General features: G+C 67.4%; 13 protein-coding genes and 1 tRNA gene. 9 read left to right on the top strand and 5 right to left on the bottom strand.

The features are described 5' to 3' along the window. Positions 1–668: TOBE domain-containing protein (locus JNJ68_RS06080; RefSeq protein ID WP_294980208.1), on the top strand; the 668-nt coding region annotated here is incomplete at its 5' end. 11 nt (positions 669–679) lie between these two features. Next, entirely contained in the window at positions 680–2,305 is a 1,626-nt protein-coding gene (locus JNJ68_RS06075) for a dihydroxyacetone kinase subunit DhaK (protein WP_294980205.1), read from the top strand. 37 nt (positions 2,306–2,342) lie between these two features. Here JNJ68_RS06075 and JNJ68_RS06070 read toward each other — a convergent pair whose 3' ends face one another. The 4 genes from JNJ68_RS06070 to JNJ68_RS19430 form a co-directional block, all read right to left on the bottom strand. Further along, complete coding sequence (locus JNJ68_RS06070) at positions 2,343–5,474, bottom strand: efflux RND transporter permease subunit (protein WP_294980202.1); 3,132 nt, start codon at positions 5,472–5,474, stop codon at positions 2,343–2,345. Positions 5,475–5,477: 3 nt separating this feature from the next. Continuing rightward, the gene (locus JNJ68_RS06065; protein ID WP_294980199.1) at positions 5,478–6,617 is read right to left on the bottom strand and encodes an efflux RND transporter periplasmic adaptor subunit; all 1,140 of its coding nucleotides are present in this window, start codon (positions 6,615–6,617) and stop codon (positions 5,478–5,480) included. Between the two features lie 197 nt (positions 6,618–6,814). Beyond that, positions 6,815–6,891, bottom strand: a tRNA-His gene (locus tag JNJ68_RS06060). Between the two features lie 42 nt (positions 6,892–6,933). Next, on the bottom strand, positions 6,934–7,809 hold the full coding sequence (locus JNJ68_RS19430) for a bifunctional helix-turn-helix transcriptional regulator/GNAT family N-acetyltransferase (RefSeq protein ID WP_363165476.1): 876 nt from the start codon (positions 7,807–7,809) through the stop codon (positions 6,934–6,936). An 81-nt stretch (positions 7,810–7,890) separates the two neighbouring features. Here JNJ68_RS19430 and JNJ68_RS06045 point away from each other — a divergent pair, with 81 nt between their 5' ends. The 7 genes from JNJ68_RS06045 (at position 7,891) to JNJ68_RS06015 (ending at position 13,099) form a co-directional block, all read left to right on the top strand. Beyond that, positions 7,891–8,109, top strand: coding sequence for a DUF6324 family protein (locus JNJ68_RS06045; RefSeq protein ID WP_294980210.1), 219 nt, complete (start codon positions 7,891–7,893; stop codon positions 8,107–8,109). Between the two features lie 131 nt (positions 8,110–8,240). Continuing rightward, a complete protein-coding gene (locus JNJ68_RS06040; RefSeq protein ID WP_294980196.1) occupies positions 8,241–9,809 on the top strand; it encodes a Ppx/GppA family phosphatase in 1,569 nt (522 codons plus the stop codon). Then, entirely contained in the window at positions 9,806–10,420 is a 615-nt protein-coding gene (locus JNJ68_RS06035) for a VOC family protein (RefSeq protein ID WP_294980194.1), read from the top strand. The genes JNJ68_RS06040 and JNJ68_RS06035 overlap by 4 nt, the downstream gene beginning before the upstream one ends. After that, on the top strand, positions 10,417–10,902 hold the full coding sequence (locus JNJ68_RS06030; RefSeq protein WP_294980191.1) for a GNAT family N-acetyltransferase: 486 nt from the start codon (positions 10,417–10,419) through the stop codon (positions 10,900–10,902). Before JNJ68_RS06035 ends, JNJ68_RS06030 begins: the two co-directional genes overlap by 4 nt. Positions 10,903–10,933: 31 nt before the next feature. Continuing rightward, positions 10,934–11,647, top strand: coding sequence for a molecular chaperone DjiA (locus tag JNJ68_RS06025; protein WP_294980188.1), 714 nt, complete (start codon positions 10,934–10,936; stop codon positions 11,645–11,647). After that, positions 11,644–12,696 carry an endonuclease gene (locus JNJ68_RS06020; protein ID WP_294980186.1) on the top strand — a complete coding sequence of 351 codons (1,053 nt, stop codon included), beginning with the start codon at positions 11,644–11,646 and terminating at the stop codon, positions 12,694–12,696. The genes JNJ68_RS06025 and JNJ68_RS06020 overlap by 4 nt, the downstream gene beginning before the upstream one ends. Positions 12,697–12,727: 31 nt before the next feature. Beyond that, positions 12,728–13,099 (top strand): AAA+ family ATPase, encoded by a 372-nt coding sequence (locus tag JNJ68_RS06015; RefSeq protein ID WP_294980184.1) that lies wholly within the window; start codon positions 12,728–12,730, stop codon positions 13,097–13,099. Positions 13,100–13,291: 192 nt separating this feature from the next. Here JNJ68_RS06015 and scpA read toward each other — a convergent pair. Further along, a partial coding sequence (gene scpA, locus JNJ68_RS06010) for a methylmalonyl-CoA mutase (RefSeq protein WP_294980182.1) occupies positions 13,292–15,037 on the bottom strand: 1,746 nt, incomplete at its 5' end.

Below are 15,037 nucleotides of genomic sequence, written 5' to 3'. Positions count from 1 at the left end.
GCTTGGTCCAGGCCGGGACGCCGCGCGAGATCTACGAGAACCCGGTCAGTCTCTACGTCGCCGGGAGGCTCGGCCTGCCGCGGATCAATGCGCTGCCCGCCACCCTGTTCCCCGGCGCCCCCGCGGGCGCCAGCATCATCGGCCTGCGCCCCGAGCACATTGCCCGCGGCGAGGGGCAGAGCGGCACCGTGACCCGGATCGAGCTGAAGCGCATCCATGCCTCGCTGGGCGCGACGCTGCTCTACGTGACCCACGACCAGATCGAGGCGATGACCATGGCGACCCATGTCGGCGTGCTCGACCGCGGTCGCCTCGTCCAGGCCGGAACGCCGCGCGAGATCTACGAGAACCCGGTCAGCCTGTACGTCGCCGGGCGGCTCGGCCTGCCGCGCATCAATGCTCTGCCCGCCGGGCTGTTCCCCGGCGCACCCGCCGGCGCCAGCACCATCGGCCTCCGTCCCGAGCATATCGCCCAGGGCGCGGGGCAGGAGGGCACGGTCACCCGGGTCGAGCATCTGGGCGATCAGACCCGGCTGCACCTGCGGCTGAACGGCCACGACATCGTCACCCTGACCCAGCCCCATACCGGCCTGAAGGCCGGCGACCCGATCGCCATCGCGCCGAAGAACCCGCTCTGGTTCGATGCCAGCGGCGCCCGCATCGCCTGAGGAGCCTGCGCATGAAACAGTTCGTCAACCGCAAGGAAAACGTGGTGACCGAGGCGCTCGACGGGCTCCTCAGGACCGGGTCGGGCCGGCTCGCGCGGCTGGACGGCTATCCGCACATCAAGGTCGTGCTCAGGACCGACTGGGACAAGTCGAAGGTGGCGCTGGTCTCGGGCGGGGGGTCGGGGCACGAACCGGCCCATGCCGGCTTCGTCGGGCAGGGGATGCTGACCGCGGCGGTCTGCGGCGACGTGTTCGCCAGCCCCTCGGTCGATGCCGTGCTGGCGGGGATCCTCGCGGTCACCGGCAAGCCCGGCTGCCTGTTGATCGTCAAGAACTACACCGGCGACCGGCTGAACTTCGGCCTCGCCGCCGAACGCGCCCGCGCCTTCGGGCTCAAGGTCTCCATGGTCATCGTCGACGACGACGTGGCCCTGCCCGACCTGCCCCAGGCCCGCGGCGTCGCCGGAACCCTCTTCGTCCACAAGATCGCCGGAGCCATGGCCGAATCCGGCGCCGACCTCGACACCATCACCGCAGCTGCCCAGACCGTCATCCGCGGCGCCATCTCCATCGGCATGTCGCTCGACACCTGCACCGTCCCCGGCTCGCCCAAGGAAGACCGCATCAGCGCAGGAAAAGCCGAGCTTGGTCTCGGCATCCACGGCGAGGCCGGGATCGAACAGGTCGACTTTTCCGGCGCCCGCTCCGCCATGCAGATGGTGGCCGAGAAACTCCTGCCCCACGCGGGCCCCGGCGACCATGTCGCACTCCTGAACAACCTCGGCTCCACCACGCCCCTGGAAATGTCGGTCCTTGCGGAAGAACTCGCCCGCTCCCCCCTCGGCGGCAAGGTCAAATGGATGATCGGCCCCGCCGCCCTGATGACCTCGCTCGACATGCATGGCTTCTCGGTCTCGCTCCTCCCCGTCGACCACGCGCAGGTGACAAGCCTCTCGGCGCCTGTTGCCCCCCACGCCTGGCCCGGCCTATCGCCCTTCGGAAAGGTCGCTGTCCGCCCCCTCCCCGACGGCCTCGCGCCGATCCAGCCCGTCCCCAGCGCCCATCCCGCCCGCCGCGCGCTGATCGAGCGGTGCTGCAAGGCCCTGATCGCCGCTGAATCCGACCTCAACCAGCTCGACGCCAAGTCCGGTGACGGCGACACCGGCAGCACGCTCGCCGGGGCCGCCCGCGCCCTCCAGTCCGCGCTGGACCGCCTCCCCCTCGCCGACATTACCCAGCTCTATCGCGCCATCGGCATGGAGCTGAGCCAGACCATGGGCGGCTCCTCGGGGGTTCTCCTGGCCATCTTCTTCGCAGCGGCGGGCGATGCCTCGGCTTCCGGGAAGACCTGGATAGACGCCTTGTCCGCCGGCCTCGACCGCGTTTGCCAGGTCGGGGGGGCGTCCCTTGGCGACCGCACGATGGTCGACGCTCTCGCCCCGGCCCTTGCGGCGCTTGAGGATGGCGTCAAGGCCGCCGCACGGGCTGCGCGCAAAGGGGCTGACGCCACGGCGCAGATGACCCGGGCCAATGCCGGTCGCGCCAGCTATCTCGCTCCGGAAAAGCTCAAGGGCCACAATGACCCCGGTGCCGAAGGAGTGACCAGATTGTTCGAAGATCTGGCAATCGACGCCTGATCCCCGATGCTGCCTTCGGGGTCGCGCGCGACGGGCCCTATTCGGCGGGCCGCTGGCGTCCGGATGCGCCCTGAAGCTCACTCTGAAGCAATTCCGTCTCGGCGGCCCTCGATCGCGCAAATCCAGCCAGAAGCAGATATGCGACCGGCGTGATGTAAAGCGTCGCCAAGGTTGCCATTCCAAGGCCGCCGACAATGATCCAGCCCAGAACCTCGCGCGCTTCCGCGCCAGCGCCCTGCGCCAGCACCAGCGGCAGGCCCCCAAGCACCGTTGCGATCATGGTCATCATCACCGGCCTCAGACGGACAGTGGCGGCCTCCTCGATCGCTTCGCGCACGGTCGCTCCGCGCTCGCGCAACTGGTCGGCAAACTCCACGATCAGGATGCCGTTCTTGGCCATGATCCCGACCAGAAGCACAAGTCCGATCTGGGAATACACGTTCAGGCTTCCACCCGTCAGCAAGAGCGCGAAGACCGCGCAGGCCAGGCCCAGCGGCACGGTAGCCATCACGATCACGGCCGAAACAAAGCTCTCGAATTGCGCCGACAACACCAGAAAGACCACCGCAAGGGCGATTCCGAAGGTCACGAAAAGACCTGCCGAGGTTTCGCCCAGCGTGGCCGCCTCCGCCAGGGGAACCAGCCGCATGTCGTCGTCAAGCCGTTCGTCCCCCATGGCTCTCAGTTCGGCCAGGGCATCTCCCAGTGCGAAATCGGGGGTCAGCCCGGCCGTCAGCGGAACCGACCGACGCTGGGCTTCCCGGCCCAGTTCCGGCGCGACGGCGCGTTCCGTCAACGTGGCGAAAGAGGACACCGGAACCATCTGTCCATCGCGGGCCGTGACAAAGATCCGCTCCAGATCGCCGGGGTCGTTCACCGGATCCGATGTCGAGACCAGCCGGATGTCGAAACTGTCGTCATCCAGGAAAAGCGTGCCGACGGTGCGCCCGTCCAGCACCGCCTGAAACGCTTCGCCCAGGCCGTCGATCTCGACACCCAGATCCTCGGCCCGGGCGCGGTCGATCTCGACGAACAACTGTGGCTGGGTGGTATCATAGCCCAGACGCACCTGACCAAACCGCGGGTCGTCCTCCATCTGCTCGACCAGACTGCGGGCAACCTCGGCCAGACGGCCGTAGTCATCGCCCACCAGCGCCACCGACAGGCCCTGACCCGCCCCCCGGATGCCAAGCGAATTTGGCTGGATCGCGAAGGTCCGCACGCCGATCACTCCGCTCAAACCCTCGTTCAGCTCTGCCGCGATCTCCTGCTGGCTGCGGGTCCGCTTTGCCCAGTCGGCAAGCGTCACGACGATGAATCCGCGGTTGTCCTGTCCGCCCATCCCGGCAATGGCGAACACGCTTGCCACCTCGCCCGAAGCCCGCAGCGGTTCGACCAGGGCCTCGATCTCCCGCATCTTTCCATTGGTGTATTCCAGGGACACGCCCTGCGGCGCCTGGACCGAAACCAGCACCGCGGCGCGGTCTTCGGCCGGGGTCAGCTCTTGTCGAAGCGACGTGGAGCTTGCCACCGCCAGCGCGGCGAACAGGACCGCCAGCGCCACCGAGACGATGGGCGCTGCAAGACACAAGCGCAGCGTGGCGGCATAGGCTTTCGCCAGCGCGTCCCCCACCAAGGCCATCAGCCCCGGCTGTTCCTGATGGGGCCGCAACATGCGCGCGGCCAGCACCGGACAAAGGGAAAGCGCCGTGACCGACGACAAGAGCACGGCAATCGCCAGCGTAAAGCCGAACTCGCGGAACAGCCCTCCCGTCTGGCCTGGCAAAAAGGACAGGGGAATGAAGACCGCCGCCAGGGTCGTGGTGGTTGCCAGCACGGCGAAGAACACCTGCTGCGTGCCCAGAACCGCGGCCGCCCGGGCGCCCATGCCTTCCGACCTGCGGCGAACGATGTTCTCCAGCACCACGATGGCATCGTCGACGACAAGGCCCGTCGCCAGCACAAGCGCCAGGAGGGTCATGATGTTGATGGAAAACCCGACCAGCCAGATCGCGGCCAGCGTACCGACAAGCGACACCGGCATGGCGATCACCGGGATCAGCGTTGCCCGCGCGTCCCGCAGGAAGATGAAGATAACCGCCGTGACGATCAGAACCGATAGCCCAAGCGCGATCTCGACCTCGTGGATAGCCCCCTGAATGAAATCGGCGCTGTCGGAGGTGACATACATCTGGACATCGTCGGGCAGCAAAGGCTGCAACTCGTCCACCACTTCGCGCACCGCCTCGGAGATCGCGAGCGTATTGCCGTTCGCCTGCCGGATGATGCCCAGGCCGATGCCGGTCTGTCCGTTCGCCCGCAGGACCGATGCCCCGGGTTCGGGTCCCAGCGTCGCCTGCGCGACATCGCCCAGCCGCACGCCGCCTGAAATGGTCAGCGCCTCGATCTGCTCGGTCGTGCGGATGGCTGCGGTCGTGCGCACCTGAAGGCTTTGCCTGTCAGAACTGAGCGCGCCCGCCGGACTGTCGAACGCGGCATCCCTCAGCGCAGCCTGGACATCCGCCAGCGACAGGCCCCGTGCCGCCAGTTGCATCAGGTTCACATCCACCCGGAAGGCCAGCTCGCGGTCGCCGAAGATCTGCAAGTCGGCCACGCCCGGTGCCGACAGCAGGCGGCTTTCGGCCAGGTCCTGCACCAGCGTCGTCAACTCGTCCGCCGTGCGCCGCGACGACGTCACGGCAATGCGCAGGATCGCATCGGAATCGGCGTCCGACTTCACCACCCGCGGCGGATCGGCGGCGTCAGGCAACGCGTTGCTCACCCGGGCCACTGCGTCGCGCAGATCGGTTGCCGCCACATCCAGGTCGACGTCGTCGCGGAACTCTACCGTCACGCGGCTTGATCCAAAGCGGGACGAGGACGAGATCGACTTCACGCCGGCAATCCGGCTGACCGCCCCCTCGACGACCGCTGTCACCTCCCGGTCGATGGTTTCCGGCGTGGCGCCGGGATAGGAGGTCGAGACCGAAACAACCGGCCTGTCGACATCCGGCAATTCCCGCACATCAGCGCCCAGGAATCCCGCAAGCCCGCCAATCACGATCAGCGCGTTCACCACGAAGGCCAGGATCGGTCGACGGATGAACAGCGCCGTGCCGTGAGTTCCCGCCCCGGGATCGACTGAAAGTGATGGCAGGCGCAGGTTCATGCGTCAGTTCCCCAACGAGCTGACGGTGACATCCGCCCCCGGGCGCATGGCCTGGACCCCTTCGGTGACCACCAGATCCGAAGGCTCGAAGGCAGCATCGACAAGAACCATCTCGGCGTTGCGCTGAAGGATGCGGATCGGCAGGCGAACGGCCCTGGCGTCCCGCACCACCCAGACAAAGGCTCCTTCGGCCCCCCACTGGATCGCCAGAGGGTCGACGGCCGGATACTCGTCTCCGGTGAAGACGAGGTTGATATTGAACGCCATTCCGGCGCGCAGCCGGTCATCCGGATTGCCGATGATCGCCTGCACGCGCAGGGTGCGGCTTGCTTCGTCGATGCGGTTGTCGACCGCGGTGATGCGACCTTCGATGATGTCGCCCGGTTTGGAAATCGTCGTCGCCTGGACCGCGTCGCCCACGGAAACCATTGCCGCCAGCCGCTCGGGCACGCGGAATTCCAGGATCAGGCTGGAACGATCCTCGATCCGGGTGATCGCCGTCGACGGCGACACGAGATCGCCAACCTGGACCTCGACCAGGCCCACATAGCCGGCGATCGGCGCGAGAAGCTGGTGATTGGCCAGATCACGCTCGGCCGACCGCAAGGCAAGTTCGGCGGTTCTCAAGGTCAGCTCAGCCTCTTGCCGCTGCATTTCCGTCGTCGTGCCCGAGGCCGACAGCTGATCCAGCCGCTCGGCCGTCCGTTTGGCATCCGCCAGCACCAGACCGGCCCGCTCCACCGCCAGCTGGGCCGATTCCGCATCCAGTCTCGCGATCACATCGCCCGCCACCACCCGGCTGCCGGGTATGACAACCACTGCCTCAAGCCGCCCGGTCACCTCGAACGAAAGCTCCACCGCCTGAACGCCACGCGCAGACCCGATTGCCGAAACCACCTCGCGGAGCGCCTCGATCCTGAACGCGCTGGCGACCACGGGCACCCCTCCGGATCCCGGACCTGTGCGAGCTGGGCCGTTCGTTTCTGCCTCCGGCTCCGAAGGCACAAGTCCCGCGGCTGACAAAGGTTGAAGCAAGCCGATCTTGTCCAGCCAAGGCCGGGTGCCGGGTACGAACCAGCCGGAAAGCGGCAGGGCGACTGCGCCAATCACTGCAACGATAGCAAGCTGCGGTAGTGCCTTCATCCTGTCGGCCTGCCTTGGCAAATGTCGGGAAGCTTTCTGGTCCGGAGACCACTATACGCGAAAGCTGCAACATCCCGTCGAAATGACAAGCCAACAATTTGTTGATCAGCCCCAGTGCCGCAAAAATTTGCAGAGACACCATCGCCGAAGGAATTTCGCAGCCGGTACTCCGGCCCGGCGTCTGATGATCGGGTTGATGGTACCGCCTCCCCGGCTCGAACGGGGGACCCCCAGATCCACAATCTGGTGCTCTAACCAACTGAGCTAAGGCGGCACTCGGGCGCGACATAGCGCCAAGGCGGCAGCGATGCAAGCCTCAGAGCGTGATTTCCCAGTCCTGATCCACCACCGCCTGTCCATAGGCGCGGGCCGGGGTCGCCCGGACCATCCGCCAGCCGCTCTTCGCGTAAAGCGCGCAGGCCGCGCCATGGCTTTCATGGGTCCAAAGCACCATGCGGCGATAGCCCTGCGCGCGGGCGAAATCGACACAGGCGTCATGCAACCGCTGGCCCAGCCCCTGCCCCCGCGCCTCGGGGACCAGGATGAACAGGCGCAGCCGCGCGGTGTCGTCGTCTTCGCGCATGCAGGAGATCGTGCCCAGCCGCCGCCCGCCGCTCTCGGCGATCCAGGCGGCTTCGCGCGGATCCGCCCGGCCCAGGAAATCCGCCATGATCCGCGCGACCAGCGCCTCGAAGCTCGCGTCATAGCCCTCGTCCCGGGCATAAAGCGCGCCATGGGTGCCGATGATCCAGCCCGCATCGCCCGGTTGCAGCGGTCGGATCGCCGCCTCCCCCGGCGCGATCAGCCCCCGCGCGGCGGCCAGCGTCTCGGCCAGCGCCTCGCGCGCGTGGTCCGGGATCAGCGCGGCCAGCGCGGCGCGGGACTGTGCGCTGAAGCCCTCCAGCATCCGCCGCCCGGCCGCCGTCAGCGACAGCCGGAACTGCCGCCCCTCCGCGGCCCGCGCCACCACCCCCTCCCGCTCCAGCCGCCCGACCATTCGCGACACCTGCGCCTCGTCCAGCCCCAACCCCTGCGCCAGCGCGCGCGCCGTCACCGCCCCGAGGCCGCCGATCTCGTGGATCAGCCGCACTTCGGCCAGCGTCCGGCCCGATTGCAGGTAGCTGCGCCCGGTCAGGCCCAATGCCTTCGTGTAGAAGCGGTTGAACTCGCGGATTCGGTCGATGGCGTCCATGGCGGCAGGATGGCCGAATACTTGATTCAGTCAAGCATCAAACCTGTGGACAGGACCCGCCCCCTGCGCTACCCGAAGGCCATGGGCATCAACTCACCAAGCGACGTCGCCGCGAACCTCCAGATCGGCCCGACCGACGAGGGGATGGTCCGCATCTATGTCGAGGCCGAGGGCGGCGTCGAGCTTCCACTGGACTTCGACCCCGAGGAAGCCGAGGAAATCGCCGAGGAACTTCGCGCCGCCGCCGAGGCCGCCCGCGCGATGGGCCAGCGCCCCGCCCCGAAACCGAAGAAGCGCTGACCCCGAACCTGGCGCAGATCATTTCGAATATATCTGCCGAATTCCTTCGAAGGAATTTGGGACCCGCCACCCCGTTGACCCTGCCCGCGCCGACCGGCACGATACTGCCGCACGACCCGGAGGATTCTTCCATGGCCGCAGACGGACCCGCCCCCCTTCCCGATGACGACGATGCGGGCGACTGGGGTCCCTTCGGCAAGCCCTTGTTCGACGACCCCTCCGCCCGCGCCCTCTCTCGCGTCGGCGTGGTCGACGTGGGGTCGAACTCGGTCCGGATGGTGGTCTTCGACGGCGCGGCCCGGTCCCCCGCCTATTTCTACAACGAAAAGATCATGTGCGGCCTCGGCAAGGGCCTCGCCCAGACCGGGCGGCTCCACCCCGAGGGCAAGGCGCGGGCGCTGTCGGCGCTGAAGCGCTTCTCCCTTCTCGCCAGGGGCATGAACATCGCCCCCTTCACCGTCGTCGCCACAGCCGCCACGCGCGAGGCCGAGGACGGCCCCGACTTCCAAGCCCAGGTCCTGCGCGAGACGGGCCTGAAACTCCACGTCATCGACGGCGCTGAAGAGGCCCGGCTCTCGGCCCAGGGCGTGCTGCTCGGCTGGCCCGAGGCGCGCGGCATCGTCTGCGACATCGGCGGCAACTCCATGGAACTGGCCCGCATCGGCGAGGGCCGCGTCGGCAAGCGCGTCTCCACGCCCCTCGGCCCCTTCCGGCTGCAACAGGTGTCGGGCGACCCGAAGACGCGCAAGGCCCACATCGACGCGATCCTCGAAGCCGCCGCCCGGGAAATCAAACCCGACAACGACCGCATCTATCTCGTCGGCGGCAGCTGGCGGGTCATCGCCCGGCTCGACATGGAACGGCGGAACTACCCGCTGACGGTCCTTCACGAATACCGGATGACGCCGCAGGGCCTTCTCGACACGCTCGACTGGCTTGCTTCCGCCGACCTCGCCGTGCTGCGCGGCCGCACCGGGACCAGCGCCGAACGCATGGAACTGGTCCCCCTCGCCTGCGAGGTCCTGCGCGAGATCATCCGCATCCTGAAACCCTCCGAGATCGACGTTTCCGCCTACGGCATCCGCGAGGGCCTCCTCTACGAACAGATGCCCGACCGCCTGCGCGCCCGCGACCCCTTGATCGAGGCCGCGCGGATGACCGAACTCACCCAGGCCCGCATCCCCGGCTTCGGCAAGAAGCTGTTCACCTTCCTCGAACCCCTGTTCAAGGGTGCCACGCCCGAACGCCTGCGCCTGATCAAGGCCGCCTGCCTTCTGCACGACACCACCTGGCGCGCCCACCCCGACTACCGGGCCGAGGCCTGCTTCGACAATGCCACCCGCGCGAACCTCGGCGGCCTCGACCATCCCGGTCGCGTCTTCCTCGGCCTCGCGCTCCTCCACCGCTACAAGAACAGCCGTGCCGGCAGCCGGATGGAACCGCTCTTCCGCCTGCTGACGGAGACCGACATCCAGGAGGCCGAGGCGCTGGGGAAAGCGATGCGCTTCGGGGCGATGTTCTCGGTCGGCGATCCGTCGCTGGCGGGCGAACTGCGCTGGAACCCGAAGAAGCGGCTCCTGACCCTGGTGCTCACCGAAGACGGCGTCGGTCTCTTCGGCGAAGTCGCCCAGGCCCGTTTCGCCGCCCTCGCACTCGCCTTGAAGGCAGAGACCAAGGTCACGATGAAGGCCGCCGCATGACCCTCGCTCTCGATCACATCGCCATTTCCGCCAAGACGCTGGAGGCCGGGGCCGACTGGGTGGAAATGGCCCTCGGCGTCCCCCTTGCAGGCGGCGGCAAGCATCCGCACATGGGCACGCACAACCGGCTCCTGTCCCTCGGCGACCTTTATCTGGAGGTCATCGCCATCGACCCCAAGGCCCCGAAGCCCGCCTGGCCGCGCTGGTTCGACCTCGACGCGTTCCGCGGCCCGCCCCGGCTCACCAACTGGATCTGCCGCACCGCCGACCTCGACGCCGCCCTCGCCGCCGCGCCGCCAGGCGCGGGCACCGCCACCGACCTGACCCGCGGCGACTACCGCTGGCGCTTCGCCGTCCCTGCCACCGGCAAGCTGCCCTTCGATGACTGCCACCCCGCCCTCATCCAGTGGCAGGGCGAGCTTCACCCGGCCAAGGCGCTCCGTGACCACGGGATCCGCCTGACCGGGCTCCAGATCACCCACCCCCAGGCCCCCGCCCTGCAGGCCGCGCTCAAGGGCCTGACCGACCCCCGCGTCACGGTCCAGCTTGGCCCCTATCACGCCCTCCGCGCGACCTTCGACACGCCCGACGGCCCCCGCGTCCTGACATGATCCGCCCCGCAAGGGCCGCCGACGCCCCCGCCCTCGCCGCTCTCCTCAACCACTGGATCGAGGGCACCGCCGTCACCTTCAACCCGGTCCCGAAGACCGAGGCCGACATCCTTGCCGTGATAGCCGACAAGGCCGCCGCCGGGCACGCCTTCCTGGTTGCCGAATCCGCTGGCCAGGTCATCGGACAGGCCAGCTACGGCCAGTTCCGCGGCGGTCTGGGCTACCGCACCTGCATGGAACATTCGATCTCCCTCCTCCCCGGCAGCCACGGCAAGGGCCTTGGCCGCACGCTCCTCACCGCCATCGAGGACCATGCCCGCACGGTGGGAGCCCACCAGATGCTCGCCGGGGTCTCCGGCGAGAACCCGGAGGGCCAGGCCTTTCACGCCCGCATGGGCTATGCCCACATCGCCACCATCCCCGAAGCCGGCTTCAAATTCGACCGCCACATCGACCTTGTGCTGATGCAGAAATTCCTCTGACATCCGCGTTCCGGCGGGCTAAGCTCGCGCCATGTCGATCTGGACCCGCATCACCGAAGCCCTCTCTGCCCTCGTCAAGGGCGAGCCGCTCTCCGTCGTCTTCGACAAACTGCGCGCCGCTCCCGCGCCAGAACAATCGGTCGGCTTCACCATTGCCGTCCTCGCCCTGGGCGCCAAGATGGCCAAGGCCGACGGCGCCGTCACCCGCGACGAAGTCACCGCCTTCCGCCGCATCTTCACCTTCCCCGAGGGCGAAGAGGACCACGCCGCGCGCGTCTACAACCTCGCCCGGCAGGATGTCGCGGGCTTCGACACCTATGCCCGCAAGATCGCCCGCCTCTTCAACCCCGACGGCCACCGCATCTGTGCCGACGACCACCACGTCCTGGTCGACATCCTGGAAACCCTGTTCCAGATCGCCGTGGCCGACGGCAGCTACCACCCCGGCGAGGATGCCTTCCTGAAACATGTCGCCGATGAATTCGGCCTCGACGAACGCTGCTTCAACATCGTCCGCTCCCGCCTTGTCGAAGGTGCCCCGCGCGACCCCTATGACGTCCTCGGCCTGCCCCGCGACGCCTCCAAGGACCAGGCCCGCAAGGCCTGGCGCGACCTCGTGCGCGACACCCACCCGGACGTGCTGCAATCGCGCGGCGTCCCGCCCGAGGCGATGAAGCTGGCCGAACGCCGCCTGCAACTGATCAACGAGGCCTGGCGCGAGATTTCGGCGAAAGAGGCCGCATGACCGGCCGCCCCCTGCGCCTGGCTACCTACAACGTCGAATGGTTCAACGCACTTTTCGACAATCACGGCCGGATGCTCGACGACCGCGAACCCTCGACGCGCTACAAGACCACCCGCGGCGAACAGCTTGCCGCCCTTGCCATCGTCTTCACCGCGCTCGATGCCGACGGCATCACCATCATCGAGGCCCCCGACACCAATGGCCACCGCTCCACCGTCAAGGCGCTGGAAACCTTCGCCAATTCCGTCGGTCTCCGCGCCCGCAGGGCCATCATCGGCTTTCCCTCGGAAACCGAACAGGAAATCGCCTTTCTCTATGATCCCGACCGGCTGACCGCCCGCCACGATCCCATCGGCCGTCCCTCGACCACGCAAGGCTCGCATGACGCGCCGCGCTTCGATACCACCTTCCGCTACGACCTCGACGCCGACAATGTCGAGGAAACCATCCGCTTCTCCAAACCCCCGCTGGAACTGGCCCTCACCACCAGTGGCGGCACCCTTCTCCGCCTGATCGGCGTCCATGCCAAGTCGAAGAACCCGCACGGCGCCGTCGGGCGCGAGGCGCAGATCCGCCTCTCCATTGAAAACCGCCGCAAGCAGCTTGCCCAATGCCTCTGGCTGCGGCAACGGGTCGACGGCCACCTGACCGCCGGCGACAGCCTCCTCGTGATGGGCGACTTCAACGACGGTCCCGGCATCGACGAATTCGAGAAGCTCTTCGGCCATTCCGGGATCGAGATCGTGCTCGGCACCGGCACCGACCCTGCGATGAAGCTGACCGATCCCCACGCAGACATGGCGCTGCAATCCAAGCTTGCGATGTGTCCGACCTCGGCCCGTTTCTACCTTGCTCCGAAGAAACGCTATTTCGAGGCGCTGCTCGACTTCCTCATGGTCTCGCCGGATCTGGCCGCCAAGAACCCTGACTGGCGCATCTGGCACCCGTTCAACGAGCCGCATGTCACCGCGATCCCCGAACTGCGCGAGGCGCTGTTGCAGGCCTCGGACCATTTCCCCGTCAGCATCGACCTGCCAGATGTGATTTGAAATCGTGGGCCTGCTTCCCCATATTCGGGGCATGAGACTGGTCCTTGTCCTCTGCCTTCTCGCCGCCCCGGCCCTTGCCGAGGACACCCCCGCAGTGCCGAAGGCCGAGGACGACGGCTTCAGCCTGATGGAAGAGGGCATGAAGCTGGTCATGCGCGGCATGATGAGCGAGATGCAGCCCGCGCTCGACGAGATGGGCAAGGCGCTGGAGGAGGTCGAGCCGCACCTGAAGGAGCTGGGTCCGAAGCTGCACCAGCTCATCGCGCTGATCGACGACATCAAGAACTACGACGCGCCGATCATGCTGCCGAACGGCGACATCCTGATCCGCCGCACCGCGCCCTTGGTCCCCGGCCCCGACGTCCTGCCGCAGCCGGGCCCGAACGGCGAGATCGAGCTTTAGCAACCCTCCTCGTTCGCCTTCGGCTCCTCGTCGGAGGTTCGGAGGGTGGGCAATCTGCCCACCACACACCCGCGAGAAGGGACGAAGTCCCGGGCGAGCCTCACGCTTGGGCAAACCTTACCACCCGGTTAACACCCACGACCAACCATTTGATTTCAAGTCACTTCCCGGAAATGTCCACCGTGGACAGCCCTAGCCCCGCGCCGCCCGGATCAGGTCCAGGATCTCCTTCGCCGCCGCCGGGATGTTGGTCCCCGGCCCGAAGATCGCCTTCACTCCGGCCCCCTTCAGGAAGTCATAGTCCTGCTGCGGAATAACCCCCCCGCAGATCACCAGAATATCCCCGGCGCCACGCTCCTTCAGCACCTCGATCAGCTTCGGAGCCAGCGTCTTGTGCCCGGCGGCCTGCGAAGAAATCCCGATCACATGCACGTCGTTGTCGATCGCATCCTGCGCCGCTTCCTCCGGGGTCTGGAACAAGGGCCCCACATCCACATCGAACCCGATGTCGGCGAAGGCCGTGGCGATCACCTTCGCCCCCCGGTCATGCCCGTCCTGCCCCATCTTCACCACCAGCATCCGCGGCCGCCGCCCCTCGGCTTCCGCGAAGGCCTCCACGTCGCGCTGGATCTGCTGGAACCCCGCGTCGCCCTCATAGGCCGCGCCATAGACCCCGGCCAGGGTCTTCACCTCGGCCCGATGCCGCCCGAACACCTTTTCCATGGCCATCGAAATCTCCCCGACCGAGGCCCGCGCCCGGGCCGCCTCCACCGCCGCTTCCAACAGGTTGCCGCCCTCCGACGCCCGCCGGGCCAGCTCCGCCAGCGCCGCCTGACACCGGCCCTCGTCCCGCGACCCGCGCACCGCCTTCAGCCGCGCGACCTGAGCCTCGCGCACGGCGATGTTGTCGATGTCCAGGATGTCGATCGCATCCTCGCGGTCCTTGCGGTACTTGTTGACCCCGACGATCACCTCCTCGCCCCGGTCGATCATCGCCTGCCTGCGCGCCGCCGATTCCTCGATCCGCAGCTTCGGCATCCCCGAGGCCACCGCCTTGGTCATGCCGCCCATCGCCTCGACCTCCTCGATCAGCTTCCAGGCCGCCTCGGCCAGCTCTGCCGTCAGGCTCTCCACATAGTAGGACCCCGCCAGGGGATCGACGACATGGGTGATCCCCGTCTCTTCCTGCAACACCAGCTGAGTATTCCGCGCGATCCGCGCCGCAAATTCCGTAGGCAAGGCAATCGCCTCGTCCAGCGCGTTGGTATGCAGGCTCTGCGTCCCCCCCAGCACCGCCGCCATCGCCTCATAGGCGGTGCGGATGACGTTGTTGTAGGGATCCTGCTCCTGCAAGGACACGCCCGAGGTCTGGCAATGGGTCCGCAGCATCAGGCTCGATGCCTTCTTCGCCCCGAACCCGGACATGATCCGGTGCCACAGCATCCGCGCGGCGCGGAGCTTGGCCACCTCCATGAAGAAGTTCATCCCGATGGCGAAGAAGAACGACAACCGCCCGGCAAAGTCGTCCACATCCATCCCCCGCGCAATGGCGGCCTGCACGTATTCCTTGCCGTCCGCCAGCGTGAAGGCCAGCTCCTGCACCAGGTTCGCGCCGGCCTCCTGCATGTGATAGCCCGAGATCGAGATCGAGTTGAACTTCGGCATCTCGGCGGAGGTGTATTCGATGATGTCGGCGATGATCCGCATCGAGGGTTCGGGCGGATAGATATAGGTGTTCCGCACCATGAATTCCTTCAGGATGTCGTTCTGGATCGTCCCCGACAGGTCCTTGCGGCTGACCCCCTGCTCTTCCCCCGCCACGATGAAGGACGCGAGGATAGGGATCACCGCCCCGTTCATCGTCATGGACACGCTGATCTTCTCCAGCGGAATGCCGTCGAAGAGCACCTTCATGTCCTCGACCGAGTCGATGGCGAC

The organism is Tabrizicola sp. (assembly GCF_016793705.1).
Taxonomy (GTDB): domain Bacteria; phylum Pseudomonadota; class Alphaproteobacteria; order Rhodobacterales; family Rhodobacteraceae; genus Tabrizicola.
The sequence above is the reverse complement of the archived record's forward strand: the minus strand, read 5'-3'. Positions and strand labels throughout refer to the sequence as shown.